Below are 15153 nucleotides of genomic sequence, written 5' to 3' on the forward strand. Positions count from 1 at the left end.
GAACTCTTTTGGTGATAAAGATGGAGCTCAGGGAATTTCAGGAGATGATTAAGGAAATTTATTTCCACAAGGATTCCAGGCGTGGCGTGGAAAGGACATTCCTTTGGTTCGTTGAAGAAATCGGAGAGCTGAGCGAGGCCATAAGAAAGCGGGATAGGGAATCCATGGAGGAGGAGTTTGCAGATGTTCTGGCGTGGCTCGCGAGTTTAGCCAATTTACTGGGCGTTGACTTAGAGGAAGCGGCCAAGAAGAAGTACCCCGGCGTCTGTCCATACTGCGGGAAGAAGCCCTGTGAGTGCGAGGAGAAGTTTTAGAACCAAAAGCCCAACATATTTAGTTTAGATTACTCGTACACGTTCTCCCGTTTTCCAAATTTGATGACAAGGATAAGCAGTTTCTTTCGATGAAGTTTACCTGTGCTCACCCAAACGAACTCTGAACGTATTTTCCATCCCTTTGAGCTTTTTGACGTCAAACTTTTCAGAAGGAACCGGATTAAACTTAAGCTCTTCAACCAGCTCTTCGAATTTTCACCGCACGTTTTCCGGGGCATCTCTTAGCCTCTTTAGGACATTCCTGTGAATGAGAACCTCGTAGGCCATCAAAGGCACCTTAAAGGCCGAGCTCTTTCTTGGTCCCTTCCCAGGGTACTCCGTCCTTTAAAGTTTCCCTGGAAAGTTTCTCAAGCTCCTTGAGTTCCTCCCCGCTAACTTCCTCTTCCTCAAGTTCCCGAATCTTTAACTTGAGGAGCTCCTCCTCTATCTCATCCAGTTTTTTCGCATAAGCTGAATATCTTTGAGTATTAGGGCGAAGTTTACACTCTCACTCATACTCTCGCCAGCAATTTTATTCGTTTCAGGCAACTTAAACCTTGCGTGTCTTTTCGACCCCTATCTAAACGAAAAGACTTTTATACTCCCCTGTGAACTATTCTATGCAGTAATCCGGGGTGATGTGCATGGAGCTTTTGGAGTTTGCAGTGGAGAAGGCCCTCGAACTCGGGGCCAGCTATGCTGAGGTGCGCTTTGAGGAAAAAACTGGAACTCATCTGGCAATGAAGAACGGTTCTCCAGAGGGAATAAGCATCAACGCCGACAAGGGCGTCGGAATAAGGGTCATCGTCAACGGTGGAATGGGCTTCGCAAGTACGAACGTCCTCACGAAGGAGAGCTTGTCCGAGGCTGTGAAGAGGGCCGTGAAGCTCGCGAAGGCGGCCTCTCAGGTCAGGAACGAACCCATACGCTTTTCCAAAGAAAACTTCCACCGCGTTTCCTACAAGGTCAAGATGAAGAAGGACATCCGCGACGTTTCTCCGGAAGAGAAGCTTGAGCTCCTCAGGGAAATCGAGGAGGAGGTAAAGGCAACAGGTATAAACGTCCCGATGCGCTACCTGATGTACTCCGACGAGCTGTGGAAGAAGGAGATAGTGACGAGTGAGGGTGCCTACGTGAAGAGCAAAATCCCAAGGGTCTCGGTGGTTTACAACCTCGTGATTTTCGAGAACGGCCAGATGGAGCAGGCTCCATTCGTTCAGAGGGCCTTTTCCGGTGGCTTTGAGCTACTTGAAAAGGACGAGCCATGGAACTGGGCAGTCAAGGACGTTAAGGCCCTGAGGAAGCTCATCACCGAGGGCAAGAAGCCTCCGGAAGGGAAGGTCGACCTCATCATAAGCCCGGAGGTTGCTGGCATAGCAGTCCATGAGAGCGTCGGTCACCCTTACGAGGCCGACAGGATTTTCGGAAGGGAAGCCGCTCAGGCAGGAGAGAGCTTTGTGAAACCGGATATGCTCGGCGAGAGGATTGGGAGTGAGGTAGTTACGGTAATAGACGACCCGACGATACCTAACAGCTGGGGCTTCTACCTCTACGACGACGAGGGCGTTAAAGCCCGCCCGAGGTACCTCATAAGGGATGGAATTATCACCGAGTTCCTCACCAACAGAGAATACGCCTACAAGCTCGGTCAGCACTCAAATGCTGCAGCAAGGGCTATCAACTACAACCGCGAACCGATAGTGAGGATGGCCAACACATACTTGGCTCCCGGAGATTACAGCTTTGAGGAGCTGATTGAAGATATCAAGCTCGGCGTCTACATGGTGTCCTTCAATGAGTGGAACATAGACGACAGGAGGTACCAGCAGAGGTACATAGGCAGGGAAGCCTACCTAATCGAGAACGGCGAGATGAAGCACCCGGTGAGGAGGCCAATCCTTGAGATAACCACCAGGGCGCTCTGGAGTAGCGTTGACGCGGTAGGTAAAGAGGTTGCCTTCTACCCTGGAACCTGCGGAAAGGGTGAGCCAGGACAGGGCGTCCCGGTCTGGATGGGTGGGGCCCATGCGAGGCTTCGTGACATACCCCTGAGGAGGCCGTGAGGTGAGAAAGATGTTCGAGCTCAACGAGTTTATACTCAAAAAGGCCGAGGAGCTCGGCTTTGGCGACGTCGTTGTTCTGGGCTATGAAACGAACCGGAGGCAGGTTCGCTTTGCCAACAACGAGATAACCGTGGCAAAACACTGGCACGAGAGAAAGATTGAGCTCTTCGTCGAGAAGGACAAGAAAATAGCCAACACCACAATAACGGAGCTGAGCAGGGAGAACATCAAGCGAGTTCTGAAGACCCTCAAGAAGAACATCGAGGGTCTTTCGCCGAAGGAGGACTACTATGGAATAGCTGAAGGCCCATTCAAGTATGAGGACATCCCCGAGACCTTCGACAAGGCCATCGTCGAGCTCGACGAACCGAACGAGTACGTTGAGGTTGCCATAAACACTGCCCTGAGCGAAGGGGCCAAGCGCGTTGCCGGCGTTCTCTACACCGACCACGATAGGATTTACCTCACAACCAGCAACGGTGTGGAGGCCTTCGACGAGGGGACTGGAATAGAAATAAGTGTCAGGGCCTTCGTGGGGAACCTCGAAAGCGGACACGGGACGTGCTCGGCGCGCGTTTTGAAGAAGTTTGACCCAGAACTGGCCGGAAGGAAGGCCGGTGAGATAGCCCACATGGCCAGAAATCCTGAGCAGGGACCCGAGGGACGCTTTGACGTAATCTTCGACCCGTTAGCGTTCGCTAATCTGCTCAGCTACATGGGATTCATGCTCTCGGCCTACGCCGCGGAAGCCGGCTTCTCGTTCCTCGCCGGAAAGCTCGGAGATAAGGTCGCCAGCGAACTTGTGACTATAAAGGACGTTGGAAACCTGCCCAACGGCTATGGAACCAGAAAGTTCGACGACGAGGGAGTTCCCACAAAGGAGACCATCGTCATAGAGAACGGAACCTTCAGGACGTTCCTTCTCAACACGAGCCTAGCTAGGAAGTACAAAACCGAAACAACGGCCAACGCGGGCCTAATAATGCCCCGCCCGTGGAACATCGTCCTTGAGCCGGGGGATTACTCCAAGGCCGAGCTCTTCAGCGAGGTAAAGAGGGGAATTTACATCACCAACGTCTGGTACACCCGCTTCCAGAACTACGTCACCGGGGACTTCTCAACGATACCGCGCGACGGAATCTTCCTCATCGAGAACGGCGAGTTCAAGCCGATACGGAACATTCGCGTGAGCGACAACCTCCAGAGGATTCTAAGTAACATCGTCGCGATAGGCAACGAGCCGTTCCAGGTGCACTGGTGGGAGGTTTCAAGACCCGTGATAACTCCCTACGTTCTGGTAAAGGACGTCGGGATAACAAGGGCCACGAAGTGATTTCCCTCATTTTTCTTCTACTCCCAACGAAAGGTGCTCCCTTAACAGGCCCAGGCTTAGCGTTTTGAACACGAGTCCCAAAAGAAGGAAACCGAGAGCAAACAGTAGCCTCGCATTTGAAAGTCCTAGAAAATCCACTGCAAAGCCGTAGATTGTGTAGAACGCCGAGGTAACGAGGGCCATCACCATGTTCCTAAGGGATATGACCGTCGCCCTCTTCTCGCTTGAAATCCGCCTCTGGAACTCCACCGAGAAGTTGAAGGTAAAGGCAGAGGCAAAAAGCGTTGCCACAATACCTAAGGCGACTATGAGGAGTGGGTTGGGAAAAAGGACGGACAGCGCGGTTGAAAGGGGAATTCCGATTGGGGCCATCTCGTGAAGGGCCCTTCCGACTCTTCCCCTAAGGGCCACGCCGAGGTACTTTGGCACGACCCTTATCAGAACCTCAACGATACCGAGTATCCCAAGGGTCCCCGTCAGCGTCGTGCCTAGGGTGAGAGCCAGAACGTTGCCGAGGTATGGTTCGAAGAACTTCCTGAACTGGTTTAGGGCGAGTGTAACGGAGAGGAGGTAGGTGATAAGCCACGCTATTTCGGGTTTCTTCAGCTCGCGCCACGCTCCAAGAAGGTGGAGCGTGTAGGACGTCTCAGGCTGTGAGAAGCCCATCTCCGGTATCTTGAGAGCAATGAAAATCGTCAAAACCTGAACAATGGTGGTAAGAACTATCGCGACACCAAAGCCCAAAAACTGAGCTATAAAACCCCCAAGAATCGTCGTTGTGGAGCTCACGATGAGTGAAGTCTTCTGGGCCGACCGCCAGAGCTCCCTGAACCGGTCTTCTATGCCTCCAGCCCGGAGGTTGTCGAAGAACCACGCCTGAAGGCTACCGCTCACGAAGGACGCTCCCAAAGTCCCGAGTAGCTCCGAGGCGAGGAGGACCCAGAAGTTTGAGAGAAAGAGCAGGAGAACCGTTGAGATGGGGATTATCGAAAGTCCTATGAGAACGCTCGTTTTTCGGCTCACCTTGTCGCCGACAATACCCGTGGGAACCTCGAAGAGAAAAAAGCCGAGGCCACCGACGGCGGTTGCAAGGCCTATCTCCCCATAGCTCAGTCCTCTGGAGAGGTAGTATATTACCGCGATGTTCCCGAGGAAACCAGCGTAGGTCAGTGCAAAGAGTAGGGTGAACCTCCTCACCCAGTCCATACCCTCACCCGAACAGTCCCAGTGCCGGTCCAAGGGTTATCGCCATGCTCAGAAGCCCGCCGAGGATTAAAGCTGGAACCGTCTGCCTTTTCTCAATTCCGAGGAGGTAAGCCGCTAAAGCTCCGGTCCATATTCCAGTCCCGGGCAGGGGTATCGCGACGAATATTGTAAGCCCTATGAAGCCCCACTTCTCGACGTAGGGGTGGGCCTTTTTCCTGACTCGCTCGACGTAGTAGAGATAAAGATGAGCTATTTTCATCAGGGGTGTCCCTTCGAGCCAGAGCATGATTCGGTCTATGTAAGGCAGAACCACCGGAAGGACGAGGGAGAGCGTCAGAACGCCGAGGGAAGCAGCCAAAAGCGTCTCCCACAGGGGATAGCCTTTCCCAATGCCGTAAACTATCGCGTAGCGCCCCTCAAAGGTTGGAACGAGCGAGAGGAGGAACACCTGAAGGAAGCTATTCAATGTCCAGCACCCCCAGTTTAAGCGCGTTCACAACGGCGCGGTAGTAGGGGAGCCACCAATCCTCGGTTAGCTCAACCAGCAGGGCGACCCACGGCCCGAGGAACGCCGAAAAGAGCACGTCGCTGAACCAGTGGACGTGGAGGAGAAGCCTTGAGAGGCCTATCCCAAGCGCCCACCCCCACCAGAGGGGCCAGAACTTTTTCCAGCGCTTTGCGAGGAAATACGCCAAAACGAAGGCCCTTGCCGTGTGGCCAGAGGGGAAGGCGAAGTAGTCGAGGTTTTTTATTGACTCAATTAGGCTCCAGTGAACCTGTCCCTCTCCCGGTCTGGGGACGCCTATCAGGACCTTCAGCAGGCCCACTATGACCATAGAGACTGCAATACCGGCGGTTAGTTCAAGGGTGAACCTGCTCAATCTTCCCCTGTCCTTAAAGTCCCATAGAACGAAGAGGATGAGGTAGAGGGCGGTGAGGGCGAAGCTCGCGGTATCCGTGAAGGTGCTGGTTAGGGAGCCGCCTGAAGGAAGAGCAGAGTTCACCCACTCGTTTATCCCGTTAAATGCCCCAGCTATCTGCAGGATCAGGATCACGAGGAGTGCGAGCGTGAGTGCCGGGAAATCTCTCTTGAGCTCAGACTTTGCCATGGCACTCTACGATAGGGATGGGTGGTAAAAAAGCTTTTCCTTGCCAAATCCGAGTTAGATAACCCCTGCCGCGTAGAGCCCGTGGTAAACCTTGAGGAGCGCCCCCTGAACCCTCTTCGGTCCAAAGGTTCTGACGGCCCTTCCAAGGCCCTCGTTGTAGATACGGCGCATTATGAAGTCCGTCTCGCGGTTGAAGTTGAGCTTATCCTGGTTTTCGAGGTAGAGGCGCGCTATCTCCTCGGGCTCGTGGTAGTTAAGGCCTTTCAGCCACTTGAGCGGAATCCCGTCCTCAAAGCGCTTGGCCACTTCAAAGCCGATTATCGTGACCTCGTCATCTCCATAGAGCTCGCCGTAAATCTTGTTCAGCTCCCTTAGGAGTTCCTTCACGTCAGAAAATCCGTCAAGCCTCGCGTCTTCATTGCTCAGCTCCTTTACCTTCTTCCTCTCGACCTTTGTGATTCTCACCTTCGCTATGACAGTGTCGCTTGGAGTTATGACGAGATAGACCTCGCTTCCCGGTTTGGCCTCGTAGTTTCCGTAACGTATCGTCGTTACCTTGTCTCCCCTGAGGATTCTCGATTTGTAAGAGCTATCAATCAGCATGAACTTCCGAATCCGGATGTTCCTTTTCTTCATTGTTCAGTCCCCTCACGATTTTTAGAACCTCTTCAAGGCTCTCAACAGTAAAGTCGGCGTAGTCGAGGTACTCAAGCTCCCTGTCGCGGTATTTCCCATACCTGAACCAGACCGTGTTCATGCCGACGCTCTTTGCTCCGTAGATGTCCGAGTAGAGCCTGTCCCCGACCATTATTGCTTCTTCAGGCCTGACACCGAGCTTTTTAAGGGCCCTCTTAAAAATCTTTGGATGGGGTTTTTTAACTCCAAAGTAATCGGAGATAAACACATCATCGAAGAACTCGTCCAGCTCGAGCCGGAGTATCTTCTCCCACTGCTTTATAGGGTTTCCATCAGTGATTATCGCGAGGAGGTAACCTTCTTTCTTGAGCTCAAGGAGAACTTTCCTGGCACCGCGGACGCTCTTGAGGTAGGCGAACTTCGTGTTGTGGTAAGCTATAACGCCGGAGGCTATCCATTTGGGGTCGTTGGGCAGTTCAAGCCTCCTAAGGAGGTAGTCAAAGTGATGAGAGAAATTGCTCCCATACTCGTTTATAAGCTCAAGGAGTTCGGAGTAAGCGGTATCAAAATCAACGGGAAGGCCGTGGCGTATCATGTTCTCTATTGCGTTTCGCCTTGCCATCTCAGCCAGTCTAGTCGTGTCCACTATGGTGTCGTCCAAATCGAATATGATGGCCTTAATCATGCTCGAACCCCTAAAGGTTTATCCCCTACCTCTATTTAACGTTGCCGATGTCCAGAAAGAGACCTTTTCTCTCTTTAACCTGTTTCCTGGCCTCCCTTAAAGCCCTAAAGTACTCGTCCTCACTCCTGAGCTCGTCGAGGAGCTCTTCAAGGGCCCACTTGAGGTTTGTCTCCGTTGTCGTGGCGAAGATTACCCTCTCCTTCGAAAGCCTCCGAACCGTTTCAATAACGCGCTTTATGCCCTCATTGTCAAGGCCGTCCATGATGAGGAACTTCTCCCCCGTCCACATTAACTCTCCGCCCTCGCTTTCGATTTTAAGAAGTTCCTCGACCTTTAGCCCCTTCAACTCTTCTGGAACTGCCAAGACGGGAATTCCCAGGGTGTTTTCAATCTCCCTTGCCTCTTTCTCCGAGAAACCCACGAGCAACAGCTTCATCTTAACTCCCTCACAAGCTCCAAGATTTTAGGAAGAATTTCCCCCGCCTTTCCGCGAAGGAAGACGTCCGCTATCGGCGTTATCCCGCTCCTCTCGACGTTAACCTCGATAACTCTTCCACCGTGCTCCTTGACGATGTATGGAATGTACGCCGCTGGATAAACTACCCCGCTAGTGCCTATAACGAGCACAACGTCGGCTCTTTCGGCGAGGTTAAAGGCCTTCTCCAGGGCGTCCTTTGGAAGGGTCTCTCCGAACCAGACCACGTCTGGCCGTAAGGGAGAGCCACAGCGGGGACACTTTGGAAGTTCCCTGGATTCAACGAACTCGTTAACGCGACCACCCTCCTTGAGGTTTTCCCTGTAGTCACAGGAAGTGCACTTAACCCGGAATATGTTCCCGTGGAGCTCCACTAGGTTTCTCGTTCCAGCTTCTCTGTGGAGGTCGTCAACGTCCTGGGTTATTACCGCCTTTATGATTCCGAGCCTTTCGAGCTCGGCAAGGGAGTAATGGGCAGGATTCGGCTTTGCCTCCAGGATTTTCTTCATTCGCCACCTGTAAAACTCCCAGACGAGGTTGGGGTTCATTTGAAAAGCCTCTGGAGTCGCGAGCTCCTCGGGTCTGTACCTCTTCCACAGGCCGTTGAATCCCCTGAATGTGGGCACTCCACTCTCGGCACTTATCCCGGCCCCGGTGAAGGCTATCGCAAAGCGTGACCTTGCCAGGATTTTCGCAGCGTGGCTTAGCATGACAGTATCTTGGTGGGAGACTTAAAAATTCTATCCACCATCCAGGCCCCCCGAAAGATATTAGAAACGGGTTTCAACCTTCCGAGCGAGGGTTTAAATTGTGTTCATCGGACATTGGGCGGAGGTGAGAGAATGCCCGTCTCCGGGGGAGTTGAGAGAAAAAAGGTCACTACCTCACACGGTCGTTATTACTCAGCGCGTATAGCGGCACAGAGGAGGAAAAAGCTCATCCTAATCCAGAACCTCAGGAAAAGGAAGTGTGCTAGGGGTCTAAGGATAAGCACGATTAGCGTGGAGAAGAAGCGCATAACCAAGGGAGAGGCTCTGGCAATCCTCGTGGGGACGCAGATTGGGGCAGGTGTCCTCGGTCTTCCCTACGCGGCAAGCAAGGTGGGTCTTGTCCCAGCCCTGGTCGTCCTTATAGGCGTCATGTTCCTAATGCTCGGAACGGGCCTAATCGTCCTGAAGTTCTCCGCCGAGATGGGTGGAGCACAGATGAGCACCATAGCCCAGCGCGTCCTCGGAAGGGTCGGCGGCTGGCTGATGTACGCCAGCATCTTCATAATGAGCTTCGGAGCGATTTTGGCGTACATAGCGGGAATGGGAAGCATCTTCGCGAGCCTCTTCGGAATAAGCGAAACGCTGGGAGCGTTTATCTTCTGGATTCTGGCTTCTCTGGTGGTCTACCACGGTCTTGAGGCGAGTGGAAAGACAGAACTGGCGATGAGCTACGTCATGCTTGCCCTCTTCATAGCGGTCACACTAATGCTAATCCCCCATGCAAAGCTCAGCAACGGCCTCTACACGGACCTCTCAGGAATTCTGAGCATAACCGGGGTTGCAATCTTTGCCCTCGGCTGTCACACGGTAATTCCCGACGTCTATAAGGGGCTTGGAAGCTACGAGGAGACGAAGAAAGTCGTCGTCTGGGCCTTCATCATACCGACGGCCATCTATGCGATATTCATGGTGGCCTTCCTCCTCGCCTTTGGAAAGAACACACCCCAGATAGCCACACAGGGCCTTGAGAGACTTTACGGCCAGATTGGAAAAATAGTTGGGAACCTAATCCCTCTCCTTGCAATAACGACGAGCTACATAGGAATCGCCCTAGCACAGCAGAGCAACAACGAGGAGTTCGTGAAACTTAAGAGACCGATAGCATGGGGCCTGACCGTGATTCCGCCAGCTCTGGTTTACTTCGCTGGTGTCAAGAACTTCGCGGACGTTTTAGCATTTGCTGGAGATACCGGAGACATGATGGCCTTCATAATCCTGCCGATACTGATATGGCTCGTCGCCAAGCTAAGAAAACACTAAAAGCTCTTTCTCTTTTTCTTTCACCGGTGGTGCTCATGCCCAAGGTCTTCATAACCCGCGCCATCCCGGAGAACGGAATAAAACTCCTCAGGGAGCACTTTGAGGTGGAAGTCTGGCCCGAGGAGAGGGAGATACCTAGGGAGGTCCTCCTTGAAAAGGTTCGGGATGTTGATGCCCTCGTGACAATGCTCAGCGAGCGGGTTGATGATGAGCTCTTTGAGAACGCGCCAAGGCTGAGAATAGTGGCAAACTACGCAGTGGGTTACGACAACATAGACGTAGAGGAGGCAACTAGGCGGGGAATCTATGTGACGAACACCCCGGACGTTCTCACCAATGCCACCGCCGATTTCGCGTGGACGCTTCTGCTTGCAACGGCGAGGCGCTTAATTGAGGCTGATAACTTCACTCGCTCTGGGGAATGGAAACGGAAAGGAGTAGCATGGCACCCGCGCTGGTTCCTTGGTTACGACGTCTACGGGAAGACAATAGGAATAGTCGGCTTTGGCAGAATCGGTCAAGCCGTGGCGAGGCGCGCTAAGGGCTTTGGCATGAGAATCCTCTACTACTCGAGGAGCAGGAAGCCCAAAGCGGAGGAAGAACTCAACGCCGAGTTCAAGCCCCTTGATGAACTCCTGAGCGAGAGCGACTTCGTCGTTTTGGCGGTTCCATTAACAAAGGAAACCTACCACATGATAGGCGAGCGGGAGTTAAAGCTTATGAAGAACACCGCTATTCTGGTGAACATAGCGAGGGGGAAGGTCGTTGACACTAAGGCGCTAATAACGGCCCTAAAGGAGTGCTGGATTGCCGGAGCTGGGTTAGATGTTTACGAGGAGGAACCCTACTACAACGAGGAGCTCTTTAAACTCAGGAACGTGGTTTTAGCCCCTCACATAGGCAGTGCCACCTTCGGAGCGAGGGAGGGTATGGCAGAGCTCGTTGCTAGGAACCTGATAGCCTTCAAGAACGGCAAAATCCCGCCGACGCTCGTTAACAGAGAGGTTGTAAAGGTCAGGAAGCCGGGGTTCGAGTGAACTCCCTTCTGGCAATGATGAAGACACCCTCGGCTGACTGTGATGAACTGGACCCGTGGCTGAGCCCATAGGAAGAAACCTTGATGGAGGTTCGTTCAGGTCAACCTTATAAACCTCTTGGCGTAGCATCGGGGGATGACACTGAGACTTAACCCAGAGGCGAGGGCAGTCCACAAGGGGATTTTGGGGGAGATACGGAGGAGACTTATCCTTTCGGGTAGCGAATTCTATCTGGAGCTTTTTCTCCCACAAACGACGTTGATGAAATCCAAAGGAGACAGAACTACCTCAGAGAGGGTCTCTCAAAGGTCAGACCCGAGATGAAAGGGCTAATCTCAAAGGTCAAGCCTATAAAATTCAAAAGGGAGTTCCTCAGCGATAGAGTAATCCTCGTTGATGAGTCCGAGGTGGAGCAGGCGGAGGCCCTAAACCTCTGCCACGTTACAACTGACTCTGATGAGGCCCGCGAGTACCCGATAGTGCTGAGCACGACGGGCTATGGAATTGACGTCGAGCTTAAACCCCAGGACGTTGCGCCGGAACTCTACGTAATCCCCCTCTGGGAGAACCGGGAAACCCTTGAGGCCCTTGCGGAGCTCGGAAGGATTATAGGAAAGGAAAGCGTTGCCGAGAAGATACTCAATGCATTGGGGGAGTTTGAAAGCGTAAACGCGCGGGGGCAACTACTTGAGAACCTCGACGAGATGATAGCCGAGAAGGAGCACTGGCTCAACGAGAGAATCTCCGAAAAGCTCGAGAACTTCAGCTTAACGCTCAGTGGCAAAGAGCTCCTTAACTTCCTGGCCCAGCTCCGCGAGGGGAACTACGAGGCCATATTCAGCCATTTTACCGGAATCGAGGAGGGGATAATTGAGCTTGTGAACGAGGCAGAACGTGAGCTCTCGGATGCATTGGGCTTTACGGTTGAACTCTTTCAGAGGGACGAGCTATATCCAATCCGTGTCCCTCCAGAGAGAGTGGAAGAGTTGAGGCAGTTTCTTGAGAGGGAACTCGCCCTTGAGCGCTATCTAAAGGCCCGGGAGATAGTTGAGAAGATAGGGCCCCTCATACCGGAGCTAAAGAAGGAACTCGAAAATATTCACGAACTCGACTTTCTCCTTGCCGTTAAGGAATTTACAGAGGGCTTTACCTTTCCTGAGGTCTGGGACGGGGGGGTTGCCTTCACCAGGGGCAGGCACCTCTTCATTGAAAACCCCCAGCCGGTTAGCTATGTCGTCGGAAGGAAGCCCCCAGAATTCGCAGTCCCGGGTTCGGAGAACGTTGGTGATGAGGACGTAGTAATCCTTACGGGAGCGAACAGCGGTGGAAAGACGAGCCTTCTAGAGCTCATAACGCAGGTTGAAATCCTCTTCCACATGGGCTTTCCTGTGCCCGCTGAAAGGGCCTGGGTTGAGCCCCTCGACGAGCTGTTCTTCTTCAGGCGGAAGAGGAGTACTTACGGTGCTGGAGCCTTCGAGACGGCCCTGAAGTCCTTTGTAAGGGCCCTCAGGGGAAAGGGCAGGAAGTTAATCCTCATAGACGAGTTTGAGGCCATAACCGAACCCGGTGCGGCCGTCAAAATCATAGGTGAATTGTTGAAAGTCGCACAGGAGAGAGGTTTTAAAGTCGTCATAGTGTCCCACCTCGGCGGGGAGCTGAAGGAGAGGTTGCACTTTGCGAGGGTTGATGGGATAGAGGCCAAGGGCTTAGACGAGAACCTGAACCTGATAGTTGACAGACAGCCCGTCTTCGGAAAGCTCGGAAGGAGCACTCCAGAGTTGATAGTCGAGAGGCTCGCCAGAAAGGGGAAGGGAAAGGACAGGGATATATACGAACGTATTCTGGCGTCTTTCGGTCGGGATGTGTAGGTCTCTGTGTAGGTAGTTACTACATCTATTTAGCGTTATGTTCTTACTTTGTTTAATTAGAAAGCTTTAAGTATTTTTAACGCGTACTCTTCTGGGGGATGAGGCATGGACGAGAGGAGCGCGCTTATCGCATCACCGGTTCTGGCCTTTGGTTTGACGATAGTGCCGACACTTCTGGCTGGGCCGATAGCGGGCGTTATCGGGGGTATTGTGGGAGTTGGAGCGGGGATAATGCTTACGAGGGACGTAGCGGGGAAGGCCAAAATTCCACCCGAGGTTGAACAGTACCGCAGGGAAATAGAGGAGCAGATGAACGCTATCATAAGAATTCTCGACAGGATTGCCGAGGGTGACCTGACCATTGAGGACACTGAGCTCAACGGACACCTGAGGGAGATTAGGAAAACAATAGAGAAGATGCGCCAGAACCTTCACAACATGGTGTCGGCGATAAAGGAAGCGGCCGAAGTCGTCAACGAGAGGAGCGCGCTCATCAGGGAGAACATTGACCAGATTAGCGAGGCTATACAGCAGGTTGCCGAGGCCATAAACCAGGTCAGCATAGAGGCCCAGCGCGAACAGGAGAACATCAACCACATGACCGAAACGATGCGCTACATAGATGAGATTGGAAAGGAGACCATAAACACCATGGAAGACTTCGAGAGGTCAATGAGTGAAGTTGTAGGCTTGGCTAGAGAGGGCGGACAAAAGGGTGAGGAAGCGGTCGGTCAGATTGAAGAAATCAGGAACATGATGCTTATGATTGAGGAAACGGTCAAGGGAGTTGCTGAGATGGGCAAGAACATAGCCAATATAACGAACGTTATCACCGGAATAGCGGAGCAGACCAACTTGCTCGCCTTGAACGCAGCTATCGAGGCAGCCAGAGCCGGCGAAGCTGGTAAGGGTTTTGCGGTCGTTGCTGAGGAGATTAGAAACCTCGCCGAGGAGAGCAAGCAGGCCGCCGATGACATCAGGAACATCGTCGAGCAGATTATGGCAAAAATCGATGAGAGCGTTGAAGTTACCGGGAAGAGCGTCGAAACGGTTGCGCAGTCAACTGAAGTCCTCAAGGAGAGCGTTTCGTATCTAACGCACATCGCCGAGCTCATGGAGGAAATGGAGGTCAAGGCCAACGAGCTCAAGAACAAGGTCCTTGAGGAGGGCGAGAAGATAGACGAGGGCCTGCGCTTCCTAGAGAACCTTGCCGCGAGTGCTGAAGAAACCACGGCGGCAGCTGAAGAAGTCAGCGCCGCAGCCGAACAGCAGACCTCAGCCCTCGAGGAGGTTCGCGCAACGCTTCACGATTTCGAGGAGGTTGTCCAGAGGCTTATGGAAGCAGTTAATAAGTTCAAGCTTTGAGCCAACTCCTTTCCCTGTACCTTCCCCTGCTTTCTATCTCCTCTATCTTTTCCTCGATTTCCTCTTTGGCTTTTTCCCCGAGAACTTCACCGTAGCCTTCTAGAACGGCTCTAAAGCCTTCCTCGAACCAAGTGTAGTGTGTGCTCTCCATGGCCCTTTTCAGGAGGTGCAAATCAACTCCCCTCGCCTCCAGTGTTGAGTCAAAATCAGCCAGACCAAAGTCAATGAGGTAAACCTTCCCTTCCCGGAGTATCATGTTGCTCGTCGTTAAATCGCCGTGAACGATTCCAGCCCTGTGGAGCTTTCCTATCTGCCTTCCAATTTCCCTGCAAAGCTCCAGCCTTTTCTCCATTGGAACTTCCTCCAGGTGCTCCTTAAGGCGAACTCCCTCTATGAACTCCATGACGATGACCATGTCCCTCAGATTGACCTCGTAAACATGGGGACAGTTGACGCCAAACTCCTTTGCCCTGTGGAGGATTCTCGCCTCTCTAACGGTTCTCTCCTTCCTCAGTTTGAGGTCAATCTCGGGAATCCTGTACCTTTTGGGGATTCTATGCTTTACGATGACCTTTTCGTCAATTAGGGAAACGCCGAAAACCTCCCCGAAGGTTCCCTCGTAGATTTTCGCCTCGGCGCCTTGGGCTATGAGTTTCATCTCACCACCGTCTTTTAGCTCCAGTTTCAGGTTTTAGCCCTTTCTCTCGACCTTTCGCAGGTTTTTTGCCTATTGACCAAAATTAAGTCAAAAATTTGAACAATTTGAACCAAAAGTTTATATAGAACGCTGACGAACTGATTCCGCAAAAAGGTAAAACGTTTGGAGGAATGTCAAAATGAGCATGAGTGGACAGCCCGTTATAATACTCCCGGAGGGGACCCAGAGGTACGTTGGAAAGGACGCCCAGAGGCTCAACATCCTCGCCGCTAGGATTGTTGCTGAGACCATAAGAACCACACTCGGACCGAAGGGCATGGACAAGATGCTGGTTGACAGCCTTGGAGACATCGTCATCACCAACGACGGAGCCA

The 15153-nt window shown here is 52.6% G+C and carries 15 protein-coding genes and 1 pseudogene; 8 read left to right on the forward strand and 8 right to left on the reverse strand.

All coding sequences use genetic code 11. From position 1 onward, the window contains the following. The first annotated feature begins 20 nt into the window (after positions 1-20). The 3 genes from F7B33_RS06240 (at position 21) to F7B33_RS06250 (ending at position 3710) form a co-directional block, all read left to right on the forward strand. Entirely contained in the window at positions 21-314 is a 294-nt protein-coding gene (locus tag F7B33_RS06240) for a MazG nucleotide pyrophosphohydrolase domain-containing protein (RefSeq protein WP_297062100.1), read from the forward strand. Between the two features lie 644 nt (positions 315-958). Then, positions 959-2377 carry a TldD/PmbA family protein gene (locus F7B33_RS06245; protein WP_297073845.1) on the forward strand — a complete coding sequence of 473 codons (1419 nt, stop codon included), beginning with the start codon at positions 959-961 and terminating at the stop codon, positions 2375-2377. 10 nt (positions 2378-2387) lie between these two features. Beyond that, on the forward strand, positions 2388-3710 hold the full coding sequence (locus tag F7B33_RS06250) for a TldD/PmbA family protein (protein WP_297073812.1): 1323 nt from the start codon (positions 2388-2390) through the stop codon (positions 3708-3710). Between the two features lie 6 nt (positions 3711-3716). Here F7B33_RS06250 and F7B33_RS06255 read toward each other — a convergent pair whose 3' ends face one another. From F7B33_RS06255 to cobB, 7 genes are read right to left on the reverse strand one after another with little or no spacing between them, the layout of a single operon-like run. Further along, entirely contained in the window at positions 3717-4916 is a 1200-nt protein-coding gene (locus tag F7B33_RS06255; RefSeq protein ID WP_297062097.1) for an MFS transporter, read from the reverse strand. Between the two features lie 4 nt (positions 4917-4920). Beyond that, positions 4921-5382, reverse strand: coding sequence for a COG2426 family protein (locus F7B33_RS06260; protein WP_297073815.1), 462 nt, complete (start codon positions 5380-5382; stop codon positions 4921-4923). After that, the gene (locus F7B33_RS06265) at positions 5375-6025 is read right to left on the reverse strand and encodes a phosphatase PAP2 family protein (protein WP_297073817.1); all 651 of its coding nucleotides are present in this window, start codon (positions 6023-6025) and stop codon (positions 5375-5377) included. Before F7B33_RS06265 ends, F7B33_RS06260 begins: the two co-directional genes overlap by 8 nt. Positions 6026-6079: 54 nt before the next feature. Further along, positions 6080-6661 carry an ASCH domain-containing protein gene (locus F7B33_RS06270; protein ID WP_297073823.1) on the reverse strand — a complete coding sequence of 194 codons (582 nt, stop codon included), beginning with the start codon at positions 6659-6661 and terminating at the stop codon, positions 6080-6082. Next, positions 6618-7346 carry a TIGR02253 family HAD-type hydrolase gene (locus F7B33_RS06275; RefSeq protein WP_297062961.1) on the reverse strand — a complete coding sequence of 243 codons (729 nt, stop codon included), beginning with the start codon at positions 7344-7346 and terminating at the stop codon, positions 6618-6620. Before F7B33_RS06275 ends, F7B33_RS06270 begins: the two co-directional genes overlap by 44 nt. 31 nt (positions 7347-7377) lie before the next feature. After that, positions 7378-7782 (reverse strand): DUF3783 domain-containing protein, encoded by a 405-nt coding sequence (locus F7B33_RS06280; protein ID WP_297062963.1) that lies wholly within the window; start codon positions 7780-7782, stop codon positions 7378-7380. Continuing rightward, the gene (cobB, locus tag F7B33_RS06285) at positions 7779-8531 is read right to left on the reverse strand and encodes an NAD-dependent protein deacetylase (RefSeq protein WP_297073825.1); all 753 of its coding nucleotides are present in this window, start codon (positions 8529-8531) and stop codon (positions 7779-7781) included. Before cobB ends, F7B33_RS06280 begins: the two co-directional genes overlap by 4 nt. 132 nt (positions 8532-8663) lie before the next feature. Between cobB and F7B33_RS06290 the strand changes: the two genes are divergently transcribed. From F7B33_RS06290 to F7B33_RS06305, 4 genes and pseudogenes are all read left to right on the forward strand, one after another. Continuing rightward, positions 8664-9851 (forward strand): aromatic amino acid transport family protein, encoded by a 1188-nt coding sequence (locus F7B33_RS06290; protein WP_297073828.1) that lies wholly within the window; start codon positions 8664-8666, stop codon positions 9849-9851. Positions 9852-9886: 35 nt separating this feature from the next. After that, positions 9887-10888, forward strand: a complete 1002-nt coding sequence (gene gyaR, locus F7B33_RS06295; RefSeq protein WP_297062976.1) for a glyoxylate reductase — start codon at positions 9887-9889, stop codon at positions 10886-10888. Between the two features lie 135 nt (positions 10889-11023). Beyond that, positions 11024-12756 (forward strand): annotated as a pseudogene (locus tag F7B33_RS06300) (endonuclease MutS2). 105 nt (positions 12757-12861) lie between these two features. Beyond that, entirely contained in the window at positions 12862-14121 is a 1260-nt protein-coding gene (locus F7B33_RS06305; RefSeq protein WP_297062971.1) for a methyl-accepting chemotaxis protein, read from the forward strand. Here the strand turns inward: F7B33_RS06305 and F7B33_RS06310 are convergent. Beyond that, positions 14111-14779 (reverse strand): Kae1-associated kinase Bud32, encoded by a 669-nt coding sequence (locus tag F7B33_RS06310; RefSeq protein ID WP_297062972.1) that lies wholly within the window; start codon positions 14777-14779, stop codon positions 14111-14113. The two genes, F7B33_RS06305 and F7B33_RS06310, sit on opposite strands and share 11 nt — an antisense overlap. Positions 14780-14957: 178 nt before the next feature. Between F7B33_RS06310 and F7B33_RS06315 the strand changes: the two genes are divergently transcribed. Continuing rightward, positions 14958-15153 (forward strand): TCP-1/cpn60 chaperonin family protein (locus tag F7B33_RS06315; RefSeq protein ID WP_297073830.1); only part of this gene is annotated, 196 nt, incomplete at its 3' end.

Source organism: Thermococcus sp. (assembly GCF_015523185.1).
Taxonomy (GTDB): Archaea; Methanobacteriota_B; Thermococci; order Thermococcales; family Thermococcaceae; genus Thermococcus.

Bases quoted from the DNA above. Each gene is read 5' to 3' on its own strand.
- F7B33_RS06240 (WP_297062100.1), top strand. From the start codon at position 21: ATGGAGCTCAGGGAATTTCAGGAGATGATTAAGGAAATTTATTTCCAC.
- F7B33_RS06245 (WP_297073845.1), top strand. From the start codon at position 959: ATGGAGCTTTTGGAGTTTGCAGTGGAGAAGGCCCTCGAACTCGGGGCC.
- F7B33_RS06250 (WP_297073812.1), top strand. From the start codon at position 2,388: ATGTTCGAGCTCAACGAGTTTATACTCAAAAAGGCCGAGGAGCTCGGC.
- F7B33_RS06255 (WP_297062097.1), bottom strand. From the start codon at position 4,916: ATGGACTGGGTGAGGAGGTTCACCCTACTCTTTGCACTGACCTACGCT.
- F7B33_RS06265 (WP_297073817.1), bottom strand. From the start codon at position 6,025: ATGGCAAAGTCTGAGCTCAAGAGAGATTTCCCGGCACTCACGCTCGCA.
- F7B33_RS06270 (WP_297073823.1), bottom strand. From the start codon at position 6,661: ATGAAGAAAAGGAACATCCGGATTCGGAAGTTCATGCTGATTGATAGC.
- F7B33_RS06275 (WP_297062961.1), bottom strand. From the start codon at position 7,346: ATGATTAAGGCCATCATATTCGATTTGGACGACACCATAGTGGACACG.
- F7B33_RS06280 (WP_297062963.1), bottom strand. From the start codon at position 7,782: ATGAAGCTGTTGCTCGTGGGTTTCTCGGAGAAAGAGGCAAGGGAGATT.
- cobB (WP_297073825.1), bottom strand. From the start codon at position 8,531: ATGCTAAGCCACGCTGCGAAAATCCTGGCAAGGTCACGCTTTGCGATA.
- F7B33_RS06290 (WP_297073828.1), top strand. From the start codon at position 8,664: ATGCCCGTCTCCGGGGGAGTTGAGAGAAAAAAGGTCACTACCTCACAC.
- gyaR (WP_297062976.1), top strand. From the start codon at position 9,887: ATGCCCAAGGTCTTCATAACCCGCGCCATCCCGGAGAACGGAATAAAA.
- F7B33_RS06305 (WP_297062971.1), top strand. From the start codon at position 12,862: ATGGACGAGAGGAGCGCGCTTATCGCATCACCGGTTCTGGCCTTTGGT.
- F7B33_RS06310 (WP_297062972.1), bottom strand. From the start codon at position 14,779: ATGAAACTCATAGCCCAAGGCGCCGAGGCGAAAATCTACGAGGGAACC.